Source organism: Sphingobium sp. LF-16 (assembly GCF_003711185.1).
Taxonomy (GTDB): Bacteria; Pseudomonadota; Alphaproteobacteria; order Sphingomonadales; family Sphingomonadaceae; genus Sphingobium; species Sphingobium yanoikuyae_A.
This window is the reverse complement of sequence record NZ_CP029335.1, coordinates 3,118,359-3,137,076: the sequence shown is the minus strand read 5'-3', so window position 1 is coordinate 3,137,076 and position 18,718 is coordinate 3,118,359. Positions and strand designations below refer to the sequence as shown.

Annotated in this window: 17 protein-coding genes and 1 tRNA gene; 10 read left to right on the top strand and 8 right to left on the bottom strand. The window is 66.0% G+C overall.

From position 1 onward, the window contains the following. The first annotated feature begins 76 nt into the window (after positions 1–76). The 3 genes from recJ to DIZ22_RS14530 all read left to right on the top strand — a co-directional run bounded on the left by recJ (position 77) and on the right by DIZ22_RS14530 (position 3,046). Entirely contained in the window at positions 77–1,843 is a 1,767-nt protein-coding gene (gene recJ / locus DIZ22_RS14540; RefSeq protein ID WP_048938073.1) for a single-stranded-DNA-specific exonuclease RecJ, read from the top strand. 101 nt (positions 1,844–1,944) lie between these two features. Beyond that, positions 1,945–2,019: transfer RNA gene (locus DIZ22_RS14535), tRNA-Glu, on the top strand. A 373-nt stretch (positions 2,020–2,392) separates the two neighbouring features. Beyond that, positions 2,393–3,046: a Crp/Fnr family transcriptional regulator gene (locus DIZ22_RS14530; protein ID WP_004208652.1), complete on the top strand. Its 654-nt coding sequence runs from the start codon at positions 2,393–2,395 to the stop codon at positions 3,044–3,046. 12 nt (positions 3,047–3,058) lie between these two features. On the opposite strand, the gene DIZ22_RS14525 is transcribed toward DIZ22_RS14530, so the two are convergent. The 4 genes from DIZ22_RS14525 to DIZ22_RS14510 form a co-directional block, all read right to left on the bottom strand. Next, complete coding sequence (locus DIZ22_RS14525) at positions 3,059–4,510, bottom strand: TRAFs-binding domain-containing protein (protein ID WP_122928360.1); 1,452 nt, start codon at positions 4,508–4,510, stop codon at positions 3,059–3,061. Between the two features lie 24 nt (positions 4,511–4,534). Continuing rightward, positions 4,535–5,017 carry a nucleotide synthetase gene (locus DIZ22_RS14520; protein WP_037510897.1) on the bottom strand — a complete coding sequence of 161 codons (483 nt, stop codon included), beginning with the start codon at positions 5,015–5,017 and terminating at the stop codon, positions 4,535–4,537. Between the two features lies 1 nt (position 5,018). After that, entirely contained in the window at positions 5,019–6,614 is a 1,596-nt protein-coding gene (locus DIZ22_RS14515) for a toll/interleukin-1 receptor domain-containing protein (protein WP_048938071.1), read from the bottom strand. A gap of 179 nt (positions 6,615–6,793) precedes the next feature. Then, positions 6,794–7,723, bottom strand: a complete 930-nt coding sequence (locus DIZ22_RS14510; RefSeq protein WP_004208648.1) for a LysR family transcriptional regulator — start codon at positions 7,721–7,723, stop codon at positions 6,794–6,796. A gap of 122 nt (positions 7,724–7,845) precedes the next feature. On the opposite strand from DIZ22_RS14510, the gene DIZ22_RS14505 reads away from it, so the two are divergent. The 4 genes from DIZ22_RS14505 (at position 7,846) to DIZ22_RS14490 (ending at position 10,329) form a co-directional block, all read left to right on the top strand. Continuing rightward, entirely contained in the window at positions 7,846–8,544 is a 699-nt protein-coding gene (locus DIZ22_RS14505; protein WP_004208647.1) for a pirin family protein, read from the top strand. Positions 8,545–8,690: 146 nt separating this feature from the next. Next, entirely contained in the window at positions 8,691–9,011 is a 321-nt protein-coding gene (locus DIZ22_RS14500; RefSeq protein ID WP_048938070.1) for a hypothetical protein, read from the top strand. Positions 9,012–9,040: 29 nt separating this feature from the next. Then, a complete protein-coding gene (locus tag DIZ22_RS14495) occupies positions 9,041–9,937 on the top strand; it encodes a pirin family protein (RefSeq protein WP_048938069.1) in 897 nt (298 codons plus the stop codon). A gap of 11 nt (positions 9,938–9,948) precedes the next feature. After that, entirely contained in the window at positions 9,949–10,329 is a 381-nt protein-coding gene (locus tag DIZ22_RS14490) for an OsmC family protein (RefSeq protein WP_048938068.1), read from the top strand. Between the two features lie 79 nt (positions 10,330–10,408). Here the strand turns inward: DIZ22_RS14490 and DIZ22_RS14485 are convergent, their stop codons facing one another. After that, complete coding sequence (locus tag DIZ22_RS14485; protein WP_048938067.1) at positions 10,409–10,879, bottom strand: low molecular weight protein-tyrosine-phosphatase; 471 nt, start codon at positions 10,877–10,879, stop codon at positions 10,409–10,411. Beyond that, complete coding sequence (locus DIZ22_RS14480; RefSeq protein ID WP_004208642.1) at positions 10,876–12,324, bottom strand: ATP-binding protein; 1,449 nt, start codon at positions 12,322–12,324, stop codon at positions 10,876–10,878. The genes DIZ22_RS14485 and DIZ22_RS14480 overlap by 4 nt, the downstream gene beginning before the upstream one ends. 114 nt (positions 12,325–12,438) lie before the next feature. Between DIZ22_RS14480 and ppc the strand changes: the two genes are divergently transcribed. After that, the gene (gene ppc, locus DIZ22_RS14475; protein ID WP_107917551.1) at positions 12,439–15,141 is read left to right on the top strand and encodes a phosphoenolpyruvate carboxylase; all 2,703 of its coding nucleotides are present in this window, start codon (positions 12,439–12,441) and stop codon (positions 15,139–15,141) included. Positions 15,142–15,321: 180 nt separating this feature from the next. Here the strand turns inward: ppc and DIZ22_RS14470 are convergent, their stop codons facing one another. Continuing rightward, positions 15,322–16,236 carry a helix-turn-helix domain-containing GNAT family N-acetyltransferase gene (locus DIZ22_RS14470; protein ID WP_107917552.1) on the bottom strand — a complete coding sequence of 305 codons (915 nt, stop codon included), beginning with the start codon at positions 16,234–16,236 and terminating at the stop codon, positions 15,322–15,324. A 175-nt stretch (positions 16,237–16,411) separates the two neighbouring features. Next, complete coding sequence (locus DIZ22_RS14465; RefSeq protein WP_004208639.1) at positions 16,412–16,966, bottom strand: outer membrane beta-barrel protein; 555 nt, start codon at positions 16,964–16,966, stop codon at positions 16,412–16,414. Positions 16,967–17,280: 314 nt separating this feature from the next. Between DIZ22_RS14465 and DIZ22_RS14460 the strand changes: the two genes are divergently transcribed. Together DIZ22_RS14460 and DIZ22_RS14455 are read left to right on the top strand one after the other, a co-directional pair. Continuing rightward, a complete protein-coding gene (locus DIZ22_RS14460; RefSeq protein WP_010339597.1) occupies positions 17,281–18,003 on the top strand; it encodes a hypothetical protein in 723 nt (240 codons plus the stop codon). 14 nt (positions 18,004–18,017) lie between these two features. Next, complete coding sequence (locus DIZ22_RS14455) at positions 18,018–18,704, top strand: hypothetical protein (RefSeq protein ID WP_029548002.1); 687 nt, start codon at positions 18,018–18,020, stop codon at positions 18,702–18,704. Positions 18,705–18,718 lie beyond the last annotated feature (14 nt).

The following is an 18,718-nucleotide window of genomic DNA, read 5'->3' as shown; positions in this document are numbered from 1 at the left end:
CGGTTCCGCCTGCGTGACGATTTCGCCCGGCGGCGCGGCGCTTCCATCGGTGCCCCCGCCGGTCTAGAGCCGCTTCATGACATTTGCGCTCAACATCACCCGATCGATCACTGGCCAGCCCTGGCGCTGGCGCGGCCTGGGGGCGGACGCGCGTTCGCCCGGCTATCAGCCCGACGATCTGGTGGCGCAGCTGCTGCTGGCGCGCGGCTGTCCGCCCGACGGGGTGGAGGCGCATCGCAATCCCACCATCCGCCATTTCATGCCCGACCCCAGCCTGTTCCGCGACATGGACGCGGCGGCCGAGCGGCTGGCCGATGCGGTCCAGCGCGGCGAGGATGTGCGCATCTTCGGTGATTATGACGTCGATGGCGCGACCAGCGCGGCGCTGCTGATCCGGTTGCTGCGTGACATTGGCCTGGATGCCCGGCCTTATATCCCTGACCGGCTGATGGAAGGCTATGGCCCGTCGGGCGAGGCGCTGGTGCGGCTTGCGGGGGATGGCGCGCAACTGATCGTCACCGTCGATTGCGGCGCGCAGGCGTTCGAGGCGCTCGACATGGCGAAGGCGGCCGGGGTCGACGTCGTCGTCGTCGACCATCATAAATGCGCAGCGGCGCTGCCGGTGGCGCTGGCGCTGGTCAATCCCAACCGGCTGGACGAAAATGCGGGCGCGGCCGTCCATGGCCATCTCGCCGCCGTCGGCATGGCCTTCCTGCTGGGTGCGGCCCTGCTGCGGACGTTGCGCGCGCGCGGCTGGTTTGCGACCCGGCCGGAACCGGCGATCATGGAGTTGCTCGACATCGTCGCGCTCGGCACCGTCGCCGACGTCGCGCAGCTCAAGGGGCTCAACCGCGCCTTCGTGGCGCAGGGGCTCAAGGTCATGGCCAAGCGGCGCAATATCGGCCTTGCCGCGCTGATGGACGCCAGTCGCCTCAATCGTGCGCCGCTCTGCCATGATCTGGGCTTTGCCCTCGGCCCGCGCATCAATGCCGGCGGGCGCGTCGGCAAGGCGGATCTGGGGGTGCGGCTGCTGACCACCGAAGATCCGGCCGAGGCCGCGCGAATCGCCGCCGAACTGGATCGACTGAACGAGGAACGGCGCGCGATCGAATCGATCGTGCAGGAACAGGCGGAGGCCTTGCTGGCGGCGCAGGACAATCGCGCCGTGGTGCTGGTCGCCGGGCCGGGCTGGCATCCCGGCGTTATCGGCATCGTTGCCGGGCGGCTCAAGGAACGGGCCGGCCGTCCCGCCATCGTCGTCGCGCTGGACGAGGATGGCGTGGGCAAGGGGTCGGGCCGCTCCATTTCCGGCGTCGATCTGGGCGCGGCGGTGCTGGCGGCCAAGGATAGCGGCCTGCTGGTCGCGGGCGGCGGCCATGCGATGGCGGCGGGGCTCACCGTGATGGCGGACAAGGTCGATGCGCTGGCCGACTTCCTGGATGATCGCCTGTCAGCTGCCGTTGCCCGTGCGCGGGATGGGCGCGCGCTGCTGATCGACGCGGTGCTGGCGCCGGCCGGGGTCAATCCCGACTTCGTCGCCGCGATCGAGGCGGGCGGCCCCTATGGCGCAGGCTGGCCCGCGCCGTTGATCGCCGCCGGGCCGATGCGGGTGATTCGCGCCGATGTGGTCGGCAATGGTCATTTGCGGGCGATCATGGCGGGCGATGATGGCCGGTCGATCAAGACGATCGCCTTCCGCCAGGCCGAGTCGGAACTGGGTCAGGCGATTCTGGGTGCGCCGCGCGACCGCCGCCTGTGGGTGGCGGGCCGTGCGAAGATCGACGACTGGGGCAGCCGACCCGCCGCAGAGCTGCATCTGGAGGATGCCGCCTGGGCCGATTGAGAAAGATTGCAATTTTCTTGCGCAAAGGGGGTTGACCCTTTCGCCGGTCCCGCCTAATTGCGCCCTCGCTTCGCAGCGCTGCCACGGCGGCGACAACGAACGGCCCCTTCGTCTAGCGGTTAGGACGCGGCCCTTTCACGGCTGAAACACGGGTTCGATTCCCGTAGGGGTCACCACCTTCATGACAAGGTGGTGCATCGCTTTGATAGCGAACCCGTCCCTGTCAGGGACCATCCAGCAGCATATATTGCCGATCGTTTCACGCACCGGCATTTGGTTTCCACGCGCGGCGCCCCCTCTTGTGGTTGATGGCCGAACCGCATGGAGATTGCGAAAAAAAAGGCCCGAAGCCATATGAAGCTCCGGGCCAAGAAAAGGTTGCCCCACCGGGGCCTCCTTCGGGTCGCGCTGATTCCCTAGGGAAATCTCCTCGGCATGGCCGTGATGCAGATCACATATTTTCCGAGAATCATCCTGCCCTCCTGTTCATCCGGAGCGCATAGGCTATGCCGGTAACGGAACGATCGATCGTCACCGAGGAGTGGAGGATTGCAGGTCGAGGAACAGGTCGAGGTGCTGGCAGCGGTTTTCCGATGTGATCGGAAGGCGGCAGAGCTGCTGCGCCGCGTGCTGGTTCCGCAGCAGGTCGGCGCCAAGCAGATATTGGCCCGGCAAGGGGAGGCGTCGCACCATTGCTGGCTGATCGTCGACGGCTGCGTGGCGGTGCAGACCTTTGGCATCGACGGCCAGCGCCAGCAATTGGCGCGTCATGGGCCGGGGGAGTTTTTCGGCGCCTACCCAGCGCCCACGACGCACCGGGCGGAGATAGAGGTGCTGGTCGAAAGCCGCCTGTTGCGCGCGGAGGCACAATCGCTGGCCGCGCTGGTGGCGGGCGATGCGCAGATCGGCGCGGGCATGGCCTGGCTGCTGGCGCGCCAGCTCGACCGGGCGCTGGATCGAATGGCGACCCGGTCCACCTATAGCGCGGCCGGGCGGGTCTATAGCGAATTGCTCGCGCTGGCCGATGGTCGCGACCATATCGTGCCCGCGCCGCAGGTCACCACCCTGGCGCTGAGCGCGAACACGACCCGCGAGACCGCGTCGCGCGCGATCGCCGTGCTGATCCGGCGCGGTATCGTCAGTCGGGAAGATGGTCAGATGCAGATCCATGCGCCGCGCATGCTGGCGGACATGGTCGTCTGAAGGCGCGCGCCGTCAGCTGGACGGCGGATAATAATGGCCGACCGGGCAATCGCCCTGGCGGGTCATCACTTCGCCGGCAATTTCAAACCGATATCCGGGGCCTTGCAGCGCCATGGCGGCGGCCTGTGGCCAGGGCATGCAGATGCTGCCGGCCGGTGCGGCTGGCGCCAGGAGCAGCGCCAGGCATTCCTCGCCATCGATCGGATCATTCGGCATGACCGTTTGATATTCCAGCGCCAGCCCATGGTCCGGCCAGTCCCTCAGGATCAGGCTGGCCTGGAGCATGGCGGTGGCCATATCGTCGAATGCCTGGAAATGCAGGCCATTGGCGCTTTCGCGCATGGCTGGCGCGAGGCGTGTCGTCGATGCCAGCACAGCCTTGTTGATGGCCATGGGCAGCGCATCGCCAGAGGGAGGCATTGATTGTTCGAGGATGATCTTGCGCACGGGCAATGTGCGTGACTGCCACAGCCGATAGGCAGGGGCAGGCTGATCCGAGGCACGCCCGATATGTAGCGCGATGGCCTGTGTCGCAAAGGCGTCGGCACGGCGCAGCGCCAGTCCCATGGCGATCTCGCACCCCTTGTCGATCGCCGCGTTGGACAGGCTGGTGATGGCGTCGGGCGCGTCCAGGCTGTCGGCCATGTCGATCAGGCGATCGAAGCGGGCGAGCCAATGGTCACCGAACCGGCCGACCGAACTTTGCCGAAAGACGTCGAGACTTGTCGGCAGGACGATGTGCAACTGGATGCCCCGGAAAAGGGCGCATTCGGCGATCAGGATATCGGCGCCCGCGGCGAGCGCCCCGAAGGCGGCACCCGGCGCAATCTGATCGAGCGCCGCCTCGATCTTGGTGCGGGCTTCCTCCTCATTGTCCGGCAGGCCGATGATGCCGCTGAAATAGAGGCTGGGTGGCGGGCGCAGCGGATCGAGGGGCGCGGTAGAGCGCCCCTGCCTGGTCAATATCTCGTGGAATTGCCGCAGGGTCGCGGCATGATCTTCCCAGGCGTCCGGCGCGGCCGTCATGGCCTGTGCCAGGGCGGCCTGCGCTGCGGCCTCGTCACCCAGCAGCAGATGGGCTTCGGCCGCTGTCGCCGCCAGCCAGTAGCGCGTTTCCTGCACATGATCGCCGCTGTCGAGCAGCGCCAGCACCTGGCGGGCGAGGTCGGCCGCGTCGGCGGGGCGATCGTTCAGAAAGGCGAGGGTGGCGGCATTGATGAGCGGATAGGTGGCGCGGCAGTCGCTGGCCGCCTGGAGATAGGCCTGTCGCGCCTCGTCCAGCAGCGCGGCGCGTTCGGCGCCCTCGCTGCGCAGCGCCCGATCCTTGAGCAGCCGGCCCTTGAGGGTCAGCGCATCGCTGTCGCGTGACGGCAGCAGGCCCGCCGCGCCGAACATCGTCCAGGCGCGAACGGTGTCGCCGCTGCGTGCAACCCTGCGGATTTGCGCAAGGATCGGAAGGATCATGTCGCCACCACCCCGTCGCCGCGCTCAGTCTTCCTTGGGCGGTGGATTCTTGATGTCGGGATCGATCGACAGCGGGATCCATTTGGGTTCGGTGGCACTGGGATTTTGCAGCAGGTCGATATTGATGTTGAAGCCGTGCCGCGTGCCATATTTGCCGCCCTGATTGTAGCGTGCCTGGAACCGGACGGTCTTGTAGCGGTCCTGATCGGCGCGATAATCATCATAGATCAAGCCGCCGTAAAAGGAAGAGAGCGGCTCCTCGGTCGTTATGGCGTCGTAATTTTTCGAGAAGAACAGCTGATCGCCGATCAGGTTGATTTCCACGATCGAATTTTCGGTGATGGCGATATAGTCATGATCGGTGACGCCGGGCTGTTCATAGCGCAGCGAAACCCAGCCCTCCTCGCCCTTCAGTGCGACATTGAACTGCAGCGGCGCGACGCCATCTTCCAGTTCGACCTCGATCAATGGCGCCAGGCCATATTGGGTATAATTCAGCGTCGACATCTTATTTGCTCCCCTTCGTCAATGGTTTGGCCAGCTTGCCCTGCCAGACCTGCCAGTCCTTGTTCGCCGGATCGCGCGCCACCAGGTCGGCGACGTCGGCGCGGGCCTCGGCGCGCAGCGCCTTGGCGCGATCGGTTTCACCCAGATCATAGAGCAGGTTCGACATGGAATAGCGCGCCAGCATCCAGTCCTGCAGATAGCCGGCATTTTTCGGATCACGCCGGAGCAGCGACCGCAGGATCGTATCCTGCTTTTCGCGCTGCACCAGTGCCGCCCGGTCATCCCCCTGCAAGCGCAGCGCGTCCGCCATCCAGGCATGGCGATTGGCGAGATCCGCAGCGATCGCCGGATCGCCGGGCGCCAGGCGCTGGACCCGCATCATGGTGTCGAGCGCGCCCTTGCAGCTTTGCAATGTTCTGTCGGGATTCTTCCTGGCGAGGGCGATGGTGCAGATATTGCCCTGCGCATAGCCCAGTTCTCGCCAATAGGCGTCGTTCGCCGGTCGTAACTGCACCAGCCTTTCGGCCAGCGCCTGATAGGATTGGAAGTGTGTCAGGGCGGCGTCGTTCCGATCGCGGATAAAATCGACATAGCCGAGCCAGAATTCGCTCTGGGCATGGGCGAACAGGCGTTGCGGATCGTTCGGTGCGGCGGCCAGCAGGGTTGAAGTGACGCGATAGGCCTCGCGGAACTGGGCGATGGCCTCTGGCGTGTCGCCGCGCTTGAAATCATCCTCGCCCATGGCCTGCAGGATGCGGGCGCGCCGTTCGAGCGAATCGCCCGGCAATGTTTCCAGGTCGGGCTGGTCGGCATAATAAGCGAGCGCACGCTTGTTCACCGTCTGCAGCACGTCGAGCCGGCCAACGCCCTCCAGCTTTTCCCGCAGATCGGTCAGCATGAATTCGATCAGTCCCTCTGCCTGCTGGCGCTGGCTTTCTGCCTCGCTCCTTGCCCGCGCGACAAAGACCAGCATCGCCGCCATCAATAGGACAAGAAAAAGCGCAACAAATGTGACGGCTATCACACGGCGCAACTGGCGCTGGGCGTCGCGCTGGATGATCTGGTCGAGCGGTACGCCGGTCAGGCCGGCGACGATCTTCAACCGGGCCAGTTTGGGGCCGTCGCTGTCGGCGCGGAAATCGGCGGCGATCGGTTCACGCTCTATGCCAGCGGCATCGCGCGCGATCAGCGCGGCGGGAAAGCTGTCGGCCGGCTCACCCGCGACCAGCGCGGCGATGATCGGCCGGTCGGGATGAAGTTCGCGGAACAGCGCGATTTCCGCATTGACCCAGCGCGAGGCCTTCGCCGCTGGCGAGCATAGCACCAGCAGGGCGTCCGACTGGGACAGGGCCAGGCGCACCTGTTCGTCGAGGCTGGAAGCAGCCGGCAATTCGGCGCGATCGCGAAAGATCGGGGTCAGCCGGCGCGGGACCGCCGCCCGGCCGGCCTGTATGCCGACCAGGCGCCTGGGCATCCGATAGGTTTCCAGCCAATGATGCAGCTTTCCCGCCGCGCGCTCGTCGGCATGGCTGTAGCTCAGAAAAGCACGATATTGGCGCGCCCCGACCGTGGCAGGCGCCTCCTTGACCTTGTTCATGCGCGACCCGCACTCACTCCATTGTCCCCCACCTGTCATTGTCGGCGTGAGCCCGGTCGGCGATACATGGTCGCCATCTTGTCGGATCCCGCCGCAATCTCCTTGGGGTGTGCCAGAAAAACATGATTCATCAAGGGGAAGCGTCGCATCGTCGGGATGGCGCGGTCTTCGGCGGACGCCTAGACGTCGCTCATCCCGGCCGCCTCGCGATCGTCGGCGCCCAGCGCGACGAACTGCTCGATCAGCCAGGATGCGGCCGGGCCGGGCGGGGTGTCGCGGCGCCAGATGCCCGAGAAGCGATAGGTGCCGCCGGGATGATCGGGCATGGCGAGCCGCACCAAAGTGCCGGCGACCAGATCCGCCTCGATCATCGGCAGCGGCATATTGCCCCAGCCAATCCCTTCGCGCAGCAGCGCATGCTTCGCGCCCAGATCGGCCAGGCGCCAGGTCTTGGGGCTGGCAACCGAGAAATCGCGGCCTTCGGTAAAGCGCGACCGGTCGGTCAGCACCAACTGGGTATAGTCGCGCCCGGCGCCCGGCGCGATCGCCTCCATCCGGCCAAGTGGATGATCGGGCGCCGCCACCGGCACCATCGGCACCAGTCCGGCGGACATGCTCTCAATCCCCTCGACCCCGGCCGACAGCGGCCCGGAAATGCCGATTACCGCGCCCCGGTCCAGCACCATCGCCACGATCGCGCCCAGCGCCTCGGCATGGAGCCGCAACTGTACCGTCGGAAATTCCTTCGCGAAGGCGCGCAGCACCTTGCCCAGCCGTTCGGCCGGCAACATCACGTCGACCGCCAGATTGACCTCCGCCTCCAGCCCGTCGAGCAGCCCCTTCACCTTGGCGCGCAGCCCGTCCATGCCATGGGCGATGCTGCGGGCCTCCGCCAGTAGGGCGCGGCCGGCGACGGTGAGCTGCGGCTTGCGCGTGCCTTCGCGCTCGAACAGCAGCACGCCCAGCTGCGCCTCCAGATTGGCGATGCCATAGCTGATGACCGACACGGCACGATTGAGCTTGCGCCCGGCGGCAGCGAAGCTGCCGGTGTCGACGATGGTGAGGAAGATGCGCAGCTGGTCGAAGGTCGGGGTGCCGGGATTGTTCACTGTTCGATTTCCTGGAACGTTTCGATGCATTTTATCCATCTGAACGGAAATGCGTTCAAGCGCTAATTGGGTCTTCGACAGGGCGGCCCCATCATGGATGTGCCGCCCGCAGGAGACACAAGATGATCGAACTTCGTCCTTTCGACAGCCTGGGTGGTGCCAATCATGGCTGGCTGGATGCCAAGCATCATTTTTCGTTCGCCGGCTATCATGATCCCGCTCGCGTCCATTGGGGCAATCTGCGCGTCTGGAATGACGACACGATCGCGCCGGGCACCGGCTTCCCGCCGCACCCGCACCGCGACATGGAAATCATCACCTATGTCCGCGAAGGGGCGATCACCCATCAGGACAATCTGGGCAACAAGGGCCGGACCGAGGCTGGCGATGTGCAGGTCATGTCGGCCGGCACCGGCATCACCCATTCGGAATATAATCGCGAGGATGTGACGACGCAGATCTTCCAGATCTGGATCATCCCGACCCGCGACGGCGAAGCGCCGAGCTGGGGCTCGCGTCCCTTCCCCAAGGGCGAGCGGAGCGGCCAGTTCGTGACGCTGGCGTCGGGTTACGGGAATGACAATGACGCGCTGCCGATCCGCACCGATGCGCGGGTTGTCGCCGCGACGCTGAAGGCTGGCGAGAGTGCCGAATATCCGATCGGCAAGGATCGCAAGGCCTATCTGGTCCCGGCCACCGGCGCGATCCAGATCGACGATGTGCGGGCCAATGCCCGCGACGGCGTGGCGATCCAGGATCTGGATGTCATCCGCGTGACGGCGATCGAGGATAGCGAGATCGTGCTGGTCGATGCGGCCTGACGACAAAAGGGGAGGGGCGCGGGTCATGCGCCCCTTCTTTTCCAGAATATAGAACAGAGTGACCGATTTTATCCGGCTGATCCTGAAAGTGCGATCGCGCTAGAAGGAAACCAACGAAACGGTCCAGACGAACAGGGAGCCTTCTCATGCTGAACATCGCCACCCCGCGCCTCAGCTCCGCCGAATGGCAGGACGTGAAGGCTACCTTGAGCGCCGTTGCCGATTGCGGCTGTGGCGAACCGGCGGCTGCCGGCCCGGTCCGCTCGCGGATTGGCCATGCGCTCGACGCGATCCTGGGACCGAAAAAGGCCCAGCCGGTGATGCTGGCCCCGCATCTGCACGATGTGCGCGAATTTCTCTGCGAATCCGGTCGCACCCGCGCGATTGCCGAACGCCATGTCCCCGCACTCGCCGCGCAGGGCTATAGCCGCGCCCAGATCGAGGCGCTGGCGCTGCTCGGCGCCTGACCCCATTTTCCGAAAAGAGGATAAGTCCCATGTCCATCCGCACTTCAGAGGTCGACGGCGTCGATCTGGTCATCCTGCCCCCGGTCCGCGATCTGGGCGATGGCTTCTCGGTCCGCCGCGCGCTGCCGTCCGCGCATCGCCGCATGGTCGGCCCCTTCATCTTCTTCGACCAGATGGGCGAGGCAACCTTCAACAGCGGCGAGGGGCTGGATGTGCGCCCGCATCCGCATATTGGCCTGGCTACCGTCACCTATCTGCTGGAGGGCGAAATCCTGCACCGCGACAGCGTCGGATCGGTCCAGTCGATCCGCCCCGGCGAGGTCAACTGGATGACTGCGGGCAGCGGCATCGTCCATAGCGAGCGCACCAGCGAGGAAAATCGCGCCAAGGGCAGCAAGCTGTTTGGCCTGCAGACCTGGGTTGCGCTGCCGACGCAGGCGGAGGAAGTCGATCCGGGTTTCGCCCATCACAAGGCCGACGAAATCCCGACGATCGAGGATGCGGGCACGCGCCTGACCCTGATCGCCGGCAGCTCCGATGGTCTGGTATCGCCGGTGAAGACCTTCTCCGACATGGTCTATGCCGATATCGCGTTGCAGGACGGCGCCCGCTATCAGCTCAAGGCCGAGCATGTCGAACGCGCCATCTATGTGGTGCAGGGTGAAGTCGAGGTGATCGGCCAGACCGGCGGCTTTGCGACCGGCGAACTGGTGGTGTTCAAGCCCGGCGCGGAGATCATCCTGCGTGCCAAAGGCGCGACCCGGCTGATGCTGATGGGCGGCGAACCGCTGCCCGAAAAGCGTCATATCTTCTGGAATTTCGTCTCTTCCTCGCCCGATCGGATCGAGCAGGCCAAGGCCGACTGGCAGGCCCAGCGCTTCGCCCCGGTGCCCGACGAGCATGAATTCATCCCCCTCCCGGCATAAGGAGCAGCATCATGGCCCAGGGTAGCGCCCATATCGGCAAGGACCGGTATCGCACGGAGATCGTCGTTGGCGGTCATGCCATCACTGCCGACGAGCCGAAGGCGCTGGGCGGCGCCAATCTTGGCCCGGCCCCCTATGATCTGCTGCTGGCGGCGCTGGGTGCCTGCACCGCGATCACGCTGCGCATGTATGCGGAAAAGAAGGGCTGGCCGCTGGAATCGCTCGACGTCGCGTTGCGCCTGTCGGGCAAGGAGGAAAAGCGGATCGACCGCACACTGACGATCGTCGGGCTGGACACGGAGCAGCGGGCGCGGCTGGCCGATGTTGCCGAGCGGACCCCGGTCACCCTGACCTTGAAACAGGGCCTGCCGATCGCGACGATGCTCGGCTAATGCCCAACATCCGTTCGTTTCGAGCGAAGTCGAGAAATGGCGGCGCTAACGGTTCTCGACAGGTTCGAACCGAACGGGATTAGGGATTCGTGCGCAACCGAGCCACGATTGCCCTGGCGGCGCGGGTGACATCGTCCCAGCTGATGTCGAAGCCGGCGTCATTGCCATAATAGGGGTCGGTGACCCCGCTGCCTTCCCGTCCCGGCACCAGGTCCATCAGCAGCGACAGGCTGGCGGTCCCGTCGCCGGGGCGGATGCGGCGCAGATTGGCGAGATTGTCGCTGTCGAGCGCGAAGATATGGGTGAAGCGGTGGAAATCCGCCGGCTTCGCCTGCCGCCCGCGATAGCCGCTAATGTCGATGCCATGGCGCCGCGCCACCGCCTGCGCGCGCGGATCGGGCGCGTCGCCGACATGCCAGTCGCCGGTGCCGGCCGAATCCACGACAATATCAAGACCCGCCTGTTCGGCCTCCGCCCGCAGCGCGGCTTCCGCCAGCGGGGAGCGACAGATATTGCCGAGGCAGACGAACAGGACCGACGCCTGCGTCATTCGGCAGCGGCCGTGCTGAGGCCGAGCGCCGGGATGCCGATCGAACGGCGGCCGCCGAAATCGGTCCGCGCGACGATCACGCCCAGCTTCTCCATATATTCGATCAGCCGGCGGACGCGGCCGGGCGAACTGGTGCCATAGGCGCGGGCCAGCACCGTGTCCTCGGGGCAGGGCTCGCCCTCCATCGCCGCGCGGGCGATCAGCAGGAAGGGAGCCAGCATATCTTCCGGCACCGGATCGGCGGCGCGGATCGGCTCTTCCCAGCGCGGGTCGGCCGAATCGCTCATGCCGGCGAGCGCCATGGCGAAGCGCTTGCGGAAGGCGGGCAGGTCGAGTGGCGGCTTGCGCAGCCCCTTCATCCGGCAGCGGACGCCGAAATCCTGGAACAGGGCAGCGACGCTGGGGACGGCTTCGCCCAGGTCCGCGACGATCTCGTCCAGCACGGCGATCACGATCGGCTCATTCTCGCCGAAATCCAGTTCCGGCGCGGCGGGCTTGGCCGACGGCACATCGGCGAGCTGGCGCATGATTTCCTCGGCCGGGCGGGCAGGCGGTTCGGCGCGGGGCGGGGGCGGCGGCATCGATTCTTCCTCGACCCGCGCGAACAGCAATTCCTGAAAATCCTCGCCGGTGGTGATCGGCGGCGGCATCAGCTTGTGGGTGCCACCGCGCGTGCCGGTCTTCACCGCCCCGATCTTCACCGCGACCGGGCGGCGCGCGATCGCGGGCCCAAGCCCCAGGAAACGGCCACGCTCCAGATCGCGGATCTGCTCCGCCTGACGGCGCTCCATGCCCAGCAGGTCGGCGGCGCGGGCCATGTCGATGTCCAGGAAGGTACGACCCATCAGGAAGTTGGAGGCTTCGGCGGCGACATTCTTGGCCAGCTTGGCCAGGCGCTGGGTGGCGATGACGCCGGCCAGGCCACGCTTGCGGCCACGGCACATCAGGTTGGTCATGGCCGCGAGCGACAGGCGCCGGGCTTCGTCCGACACGTCGCCGGCGGCGACCGGGGCGAACATCTGCGCCTCGTCCACCACCACCAACGCGGGATACCAATGGTCGCGCGGCGCGTCGAACAGGGTCGACAGGAAGGTCGCGGCGCAGCGCATCTGCGCTTCCAGTTCCAGCGACTCGAGGCTCAGCACCACCGACGCGCGATGTTCGCGGATGCGGGCCGCCATCTTGACGATCTCGCGCTCATTATAGTCGCCGGCATCGATCACGACATGGCCATATTCGTCGGCCAGGGTGACGAAATCGCCTTCCGGGTCGATCACCACCTGCTGCACCATCGGCGCGCTTTCCTCCAGCAGGCGGCGCAGAAGATGTGACTTGCCGGACCCGGAATTGCCCTGGACGAGCAGACGGGTGGCAAGCAGTTCCTCGACATCGACCAGCACGGGATTGCCCGTACCGTCATTTCCTATGCTGATGCTGGCGGTCACGAACGTCCTTTGGCCCAGCCTGTGGCCTGCGCGCAACCCGTATTGGGCAGTTTGCCAGCGTTGGCCGCGTAATATCTTGACCATCGCATTGTTGCGATGCAGCATCGATCCATCATGGAGAGCATAAACCCCGCCCAATCCGCGCCTGCGATCACGCAGAATCCCGACATCCGTTATCTGGGACGCCTGCTGGGCGATGTCATTCGGGCCTATGGCGGGGAGAAACTCTACAAGCAGACCGAATATATCCGCTCCGCCTCGGTCGACCGTGCGCGCGGGCTGCAGGGCGCTGACCTGACCGACACGGGCCTGGATGCCCTCAATCTCGACGACACGCTCAACTTCACCCGCGGCTTCATGCTGTTCTCGATGCTCGCCAATCTGGCCGAGGATCGGCAGGGCGTGGCGGCGGAACCGGGTGCCGATGTCGCGTCGGCGGTGGCCAAGCTCGAATCGCATGGCATCGGCAAGGATGCGGTGCTGGAATTGCTGTCGCACAGCCTGATCGTGCCGGTGCTGACCGCCCACCCGACCGAGGTGCGGCGCAAGAGCATGATCGACCACAAGAATCGCATTGCCGACCTGATGCAGCTCAAGGATGCCGGGCGGACCGAGACGGATGACGGCGAGAATCTGGACGAGGCGATCTTCCGCCAGATCGCGCTGTTGTGGCAGACGCGGCCGTTGCGCCGCGAAAAGCTGTTCGTGCAGGACGAGATCGACAATGTCCTGACCTATTTCCGCGACATCTTCCTGCCGACGCTGCCGGCGCTCTATGGCCGGTGGGAACGGGTGCTGGGCGCGCGGCCGCACAGCTTCCTTCGGGTCGGCAACTGGATCGGCGGCGACCGCGACGGCAACCCGTTCGTCCAGGCGCCGCAGCTGCGATCGGCACTGGGCCGCGGCTGCGAGGCGGCGCTGGCCTATTATATGGAATCGATCCATGCGCTGGGCGCGGAACTGTCGGTCTCGACCGAACTCGCCCATGTGCCCGAAGCGGTGCTGGCGCTGGCGGAGGCGAGCGGCGACGCGTCGCCCAGCCGGCAGGACGAGCCCTATCGCCGGGCCATTTCGGGCATCTATGCGCGGCTGGCGACCACCTATGTCCATCTGGTCGGCAAGGCGCCGCCGCGCCCGTCGGCGCTGAAGGGCGAGCCTTACGCCGCGCCGGGCGATTTCCGCCGCGATCTCGTCACTGTGGCGCAGGGGCTGGCGAGCGAGGGCGATGGCGCGCTGTCGACCGGGGGGGCGCTCGGTCGGCTGATCCGCGCGGTCGAGACATTCGGCTTCCATCTCGCGACGCTCGACATGCGGCAGAATAGCGACGTGCATCAGCGCGTGGTCGCCGAACTGCTGAAGGTCGCCGGGGTCGAGGCGGATTATGCCGGGCTGGACGAGTTTGCCCGTATCGCCCTGTTGCGCAAGGAACTGGCGACCAACCGGCCGCTCGGCACGCGCTTTGCCGAATATTCCGAGGAAACGGCGTCGGAACTGGCGATCGTCCATGCCGCCGCCGAGGCGCACCGCACCTATGGGCCGCAGTGCATCACCCATTATATCATTTCCAAGGCCGAAAGCGTGTCCGACATGCTGGAGGTCAATATCCTGCTGAAGGAAGCGGGGCTGTGGCGCGCGCCGGAAAATGGCGACCCGGCCAAGGCGGCGATCATGTCGATCCCGCTGTTCGAGACGATCGGCGACCTTGAGGCCGCGCCCAAGATCATGACCGCCTATTTCGGCCTGCCCGAAATCGCCGGGGTGGTGCAGGCGCGCGGCCATCAGGAAGTGATGATCGGCTATTCCGACAGCAACAAGGATGGCGGCTACATCACCTCGACCTGGAGCCTCTACAAGGCGAGCCAGGCGCTGGAGCCGGTCTTTGCCGAGGCTGGCGCGGCGATGCAGCTGTTCCATGGTCGCGGCGGCGCGGTCGGGCGTGGTGGCGGCTCCGCCTTCAAGGCGATCCAGGCGCAGCCGCGCGGCAGTGTGCAGGGGCGCATCCGCATCACCGAACAGGGCGAGGTGATCGCCGCCAAGTTCGGCACGCGCGACGTGGCGATGACCAATCTGGAGGCGATGACCAGCGCGACCCTGCTCGCCAGCCTGGAACCCGAGGGCGTGTCGGCGAAGGATGCCGCCCGCTTTGCGGCGGCGATGGACGAACTGTCGAAGAACGCCTTCACCGCCTATCGCGACCTGGTTTACGGCACCGAGGGGTTCAAGGAATTCTTCCGCCAGCTGACCCCGATCCAGGAAATCTCCGGCCTCAAGATCGGGTCGCGTCCGGCGAGCCGGACCAAGAGCACCGCGATTGAGGATCTGCGCGCCATTCCCTGGGTGTTCAGCTGGGCGCAGGCGCGCGTCATGCTGCCGGGCTGGTATGGTTTCGGCCATGCGATCGCCGCGTTCGAGGACAAGGCGCTGCTGGCCGACATGGCGCAGCACTGGTCCTTCCTGCAGTCGGCGCTGGCCAATCTGGAGATGGTGCTGGCGAAGTCGGACCTGGGCATTGCGGCGCGATATCTGCCGCTGGTCGAGGACCAGGCCAAGGCGGAAACACTGTTCGGGCGTATCCGTGAAGGCTGGTCGCTGACCCATGACGGGCTGCTGGCGGCCACCGGCCAGTCGCGCCTGCTGGAACGGAGCCCGACGACCGAGACGTCTATCCGGCTGCGGCTTCCCTATATCGAGCCGCTCAATCTGCTGCAGGTCGAACTGCTCAAGCGCTATCGCGCCGGCGAGGATGATGCCCGGATCAAGGAAGGCATCGAACTGTCGATCAACGCGATCGCGACCGCGCTGCGCAACAGCGGCTGAACTGGAATGCTACGGAGCGGGTTGGGGATGGCCGACCCGCTCTGTAGGATTTGTCGCGCTTAACTTCGCATATTTCCCGCACATTTTGATCGTATCGATCAATTGTGGGAAATCATGTTGCGAGCGGCCAGCCGGTCCATCCCCCTTATAGCATCGCCCTGCTGGGTAGGACAGGCGCGGTCAGGGGAGGAGGGCGACGCGCCAGGTCTCGCCCTCGATCGGGTCGCCGAAGACGGTGTGGACGTCGCTCGACACGCAGACGAAGCCATGCCGGGCATAGATGCGGCGGGCGGGTTCCAATATCTTGTGCGTCCAGAGGGTGACGGCGCGATAATGTTTGTCGCGGGCGAATTGCAGGCAGGTGGCGACCAGCGCGTCGCCGATTCCGCGCCGCCGGGCAAAGGGTTCGACATGGAGCAGGCGCAGCCGGGCGAGGCCGTTGCCCTCGTCGGTCAGGAATATCGCGCCGGCCATGACGCCGTCGATCTCCGCGATCCAGCATTGTTCGCGGTCCGGCTTGAAGTCGCGCAGGAAGGCGGCGACGGTTTCGGCCTCCAGCGTTTCGAGCGGCCGGCCCCAGCCATGGCTGGCGGCGTAGAAGATCGACTGGCGGGTGACGACCTGGCTGACCTCGCCGGTGCGGAAGGGGCGGATGGTGAAGGGGCCGCCGCTGGCGGGATCGAGCAACAGCCGCGCGCGGGTGAGCGCCTGGAGCAGATCCTGCTGCTCGACGCTGTCGAGCCGGTCCAGATCCTGGGCAACAACGGCGCGCTGGCGGCTGTCGATCTGGTCGAAGGCGGCGCGGCCGACGGTGGTGAGGCGGATCGGACGGGCGCGGGCGTCGGCCGTTTCCTGATCACGGACGATCCAGTCCTTCTTCTCGAAGCGGGCGATCATGCGGCTCAAATAGCCGCGATCCAGGTCCAGTTCGGCCTGGAGCGTGCTGGCCAGCACCGGTTCCAGCCGGGCGATTTCGAACAGCAGCCGCGCCTCGGGCAGGTTGGCGTCGCTGTCGAGGAAGCGCGCGTCGATCGCCCCCACATGGCGGGTGAAGAAGCGGTTGAAGGTGCGGATGGTTGCAATGGCCTGTTCCATGCCGACGCTTCAGCATGGAATGTTGACGGAGTCAACTATATTGGCAACTATATTGGGGCAGGCGAATGCGGGACGGCCGCAGTCCATGGCCGTCCCGCACCCCAGATCCCTTTATGGAAAGGGATGAAGGCTGGGCGGGCGGGCCGATCAATGACCGGCCCACCCGTTCATGCGATCAATATTTGACGACGACGCCGGCCATCGGGCGGATCGAATGGAAATTGCCGGTGGTGTCGGCCTGGACACGCAGGCGGACATTGCTGCGCTCGGCCGAGCTGCCAAGGTCGGCGGGCGACAGTTCAAGGCCCGCGCCATAGGTCATGCCATGATAGTCGCGGCTATCCTTGCCCAGCGCGTCGAAATTGGTCCACTGATAGCCGACCTTGCCGAAGAACATGCTGTCCTTGCCGGCCTTCACGCCGACGCGGCCGGCCGCGCCATATTCCCAGTCGATGTCGCCGCTGACGCCCTTGGACACGGTACCTTCGACGCCGAGCACGAGCGGGCCGGCGACATTATAGTTCACGCCCGCGACGCCTTCGACCATGCGGCCCTTGTAGCCGACGGGGGGAATGCCCTCCTTGCTGGTCTCGCTGTCATAATTATGCACGCCCGCCATCACGCCGACATAGGGTTCGATGCGGCGGGTGGAGCTGCTGTCTTCCTGCGCCATGGCGGCGGCAGGCAACAGGGTGGCGGCAGCAACTGCCGTGAAAAGCAGTGTCTTCATGGGGGTGACCCTTTATCTGTTTCTGAAATTGGGCCGGGGTGTGGACCCGCCGGCATGTCCCGTGCGCTGCAAGCGTCTGCGAGGACATGGGGCATCAATGGTCGGGGCCGGTGGAAGGTTTCCTGAACGAAATGCGAAATATTGCCCAGGCCATGATTATGTGTTGGAAACGACACGGTTTCTGTCAGGGGGATGAACAAAAGTCGCTTTTTCTGAACCACAGATAAATGCCCGATCTTGAACCGCTTTTCATTCACCACCAATTCAACCGCAGGGCGTTAACCGGGGTCATGAAGCATATGAGGAGACAGGCAATGACGCGGACCGGATCACGATTCCTGGCTGCGCTTGGTCTCGCGAGCGCGATGGCCCTGGGGGGCTGCGCCTATGATGACGGCTATGGTTATGGCGGCGTGAGCGTCGGCACCGGCTATTATGGCGGTGGCGGCTATTATGGCGACGGCTATTATGGACCTTATGGCTATGCGCCGGGCGGCTATGGCGGCTGGTACAATGACTATTATTATCCGGGACGCGGCTATTATGTCTATGACCGCGCCGGTGCGCGGCATCGCTGGAATGACAGCCAGCGCCGCTACTGGGAAGCGCGTCGCAAGGACCGGCCGGGCAATGGTCGGCCCGGTGACGGCAGGCCCGGTTATGGGCGACCCGGTGACGGACGTCCGGGCGATGGTCGGCCGGGCTGGGATCGTCCGGGTGACGGGCGCCCCGATGGCAATCGACCGGGCGACGGACGCCCTGGCGGTCGCCCCGGCTGGAATGGCGGTGACGGTCGGCCTAATGACGGCAATTGGAGCCGTCCGCGCCCGCCGCGCGGCAATGACACGCCCGGTCGCGGGCGTCCTGGCGCCAGCGGCGGCGACCAGCGCTATGTGCCACAGCCCGGCCAGCGCCCGCCCCAGGCGAGCCGCCCGCCGCGCGACATGGGCGGCAGCGCCCGTCCGGCGCCGCGCATGCGGTCGGACGCCGGGACAAGGGGCGGCGGCCGCGAACCGGTTCGGACCCGTCCTCAATAATGCGGGAGACGTTCATGAGGGGAATGACCGGCGCCGCGTTGTTGCTGGGCCTGGTGAGTCTGGCCGCCTGTGACGGGCGGGAGGAAAGCGCGATCGACAATCTTGCCAATGGCGCCAATGCCAGCCAGGTCGAGAATAATGTCCGGGCCGAGGCGCAGGCGCTGATGGAGCCGCTGGCGCCGCCTGCGCCCGGCACGCCCGGTGGCCTGCCGGTCGAACCGGCGCCGGCCGAGGAAGGGGCGATCGACCCCGACAGCGCCCAGGGCGCGGCCCAGGTGGTGCAGGGCTATTATGGCTTGCTGGAGGAAAAGCGCTTCAGCGACGCGCAGGATCTGTGGAACGACAAGAGCGCGATCGGCGCGCAGGATGATGCGCATTTCGCCGCGCGCTTCCGTGGCTTCAGCGAGATCCATGCCAATATCGGCAGCCCGGCCGAGATCGAGGGCGCGGCCGGATCAAGCTTCGTGACGGTGCCGGTGCAGGTCTATGGCCGGCTGAAGGCGAACGGCAAGCCCTGGTATCGGCTGCGCCAGGTGGTGTTGCGCCGGGTCGATGCGGTGCCGGGCGCGAGCGAGGCGGATCGGCGCTGGCATATCGAATCGATCGGCGCCTATGTCGCGCCGCCGGCGGACGAGTCGGACAATGCGACCCAGACCGCGCAGCTGATTTCCGCGACCGACGGCCTGGCCCGGAAACACTGACACCGGCGCGGCGG

Coding starts and splice junctions, on each gene's coding strand:
- recJ (WP_048938073.1), top strand. CDS start 77: ATGACATTTGCGCTCAACATCACCCGATCGATCACTGGCCAGCCCTGG.
- DIZ22_RS14525 (WP_122928360.1), bottom strand. CDS start 4,510: ATGATCCTTCCGATCCTTGCGCAAATCCGCAGGGTTGCACGCAGCGGC.
- DIZ22_RS14520 (WP_037510897.1), bottom strand. CDS start 5,017: ATGTCGACGCTGAATTATACCCAATATGGCCTGGCGCCATTGATCGAG.
- DIZ22_RS14515 (WP_048938071.1), bottom strand. CDS start 6,614: ATGAACAAGGTCAAGGAGGCGCCTGCCACGGTCGGGGCGCGCCAATAT.
- DIZ22_RS14505 (WP_004208647.1), top strand. CDS start 7,846: ATGATCGAACTTCGTCCTTTCGACAGCCTGGGTGGTGCCAATCATGGC.
- DIZ22_RS14500 (WP_048938070.1), top strand. CDS start 8,691: ATGCTGAACATCGCCACCCCGCGCCTCAGCTCCGCCGAATGGCAGGAC.
- DIZ22_RS14495 (WP_048938069.1), top strand. CDS start 9,041: ATGTCCATCCGCACTTCAGAGGTCGACGGCGTCGATCTGGTCATCCTG.
- DIZ22_RS14490 (WP_048938068.1), top strand. CDS start 9,949: ATGGCCCAGGGTAGCGCCCATATCGGCAAGGACCGGTATCGCACGGAG.
- DIZ22_RS14485 (WP_048938067.1), bottom strand. CDS start 10,879: ATGACGCAGGCGTCGGTCCTGTTCGTCTGCCTCGGCAATATCTGTCGC.
- ppc (WP_107917551.1), top strand. CDS start 12,439: ATGGAGAGCATAAACCCCGCCCAATCCGCGCCTGCGATCACGCAGAAT.
- DIZ22_RS14470 (WP_107917552.1), bottom strand. CDS start 16,236: ATGGAACAGGCCATTGCAACCATCCGCACCTTCAACCGCTTCTTCACC.
- DIZ22_RS14465 (WP_004208639.1), bottom strand. CDS start 16,966: ATGAAGACACTGCTTTTCACGGCAGTTGCTGCCGCCACCCTGTTGCCT.
- DIZ22_RS14460 (WP_010339597.1), top strand. CDS start 17,281: ATGACGCGGACCGGATCACGATTCCTGGCTGCGCTTGGTCTCGCGAGC.
- DIZ22_RS14455 (WP_029548002.1), top strand. CDS start 18,018: ATGAGGGGAATGACCGGCGCCGCGTTGTTGCTGGGCCTGGTGAGTCTG.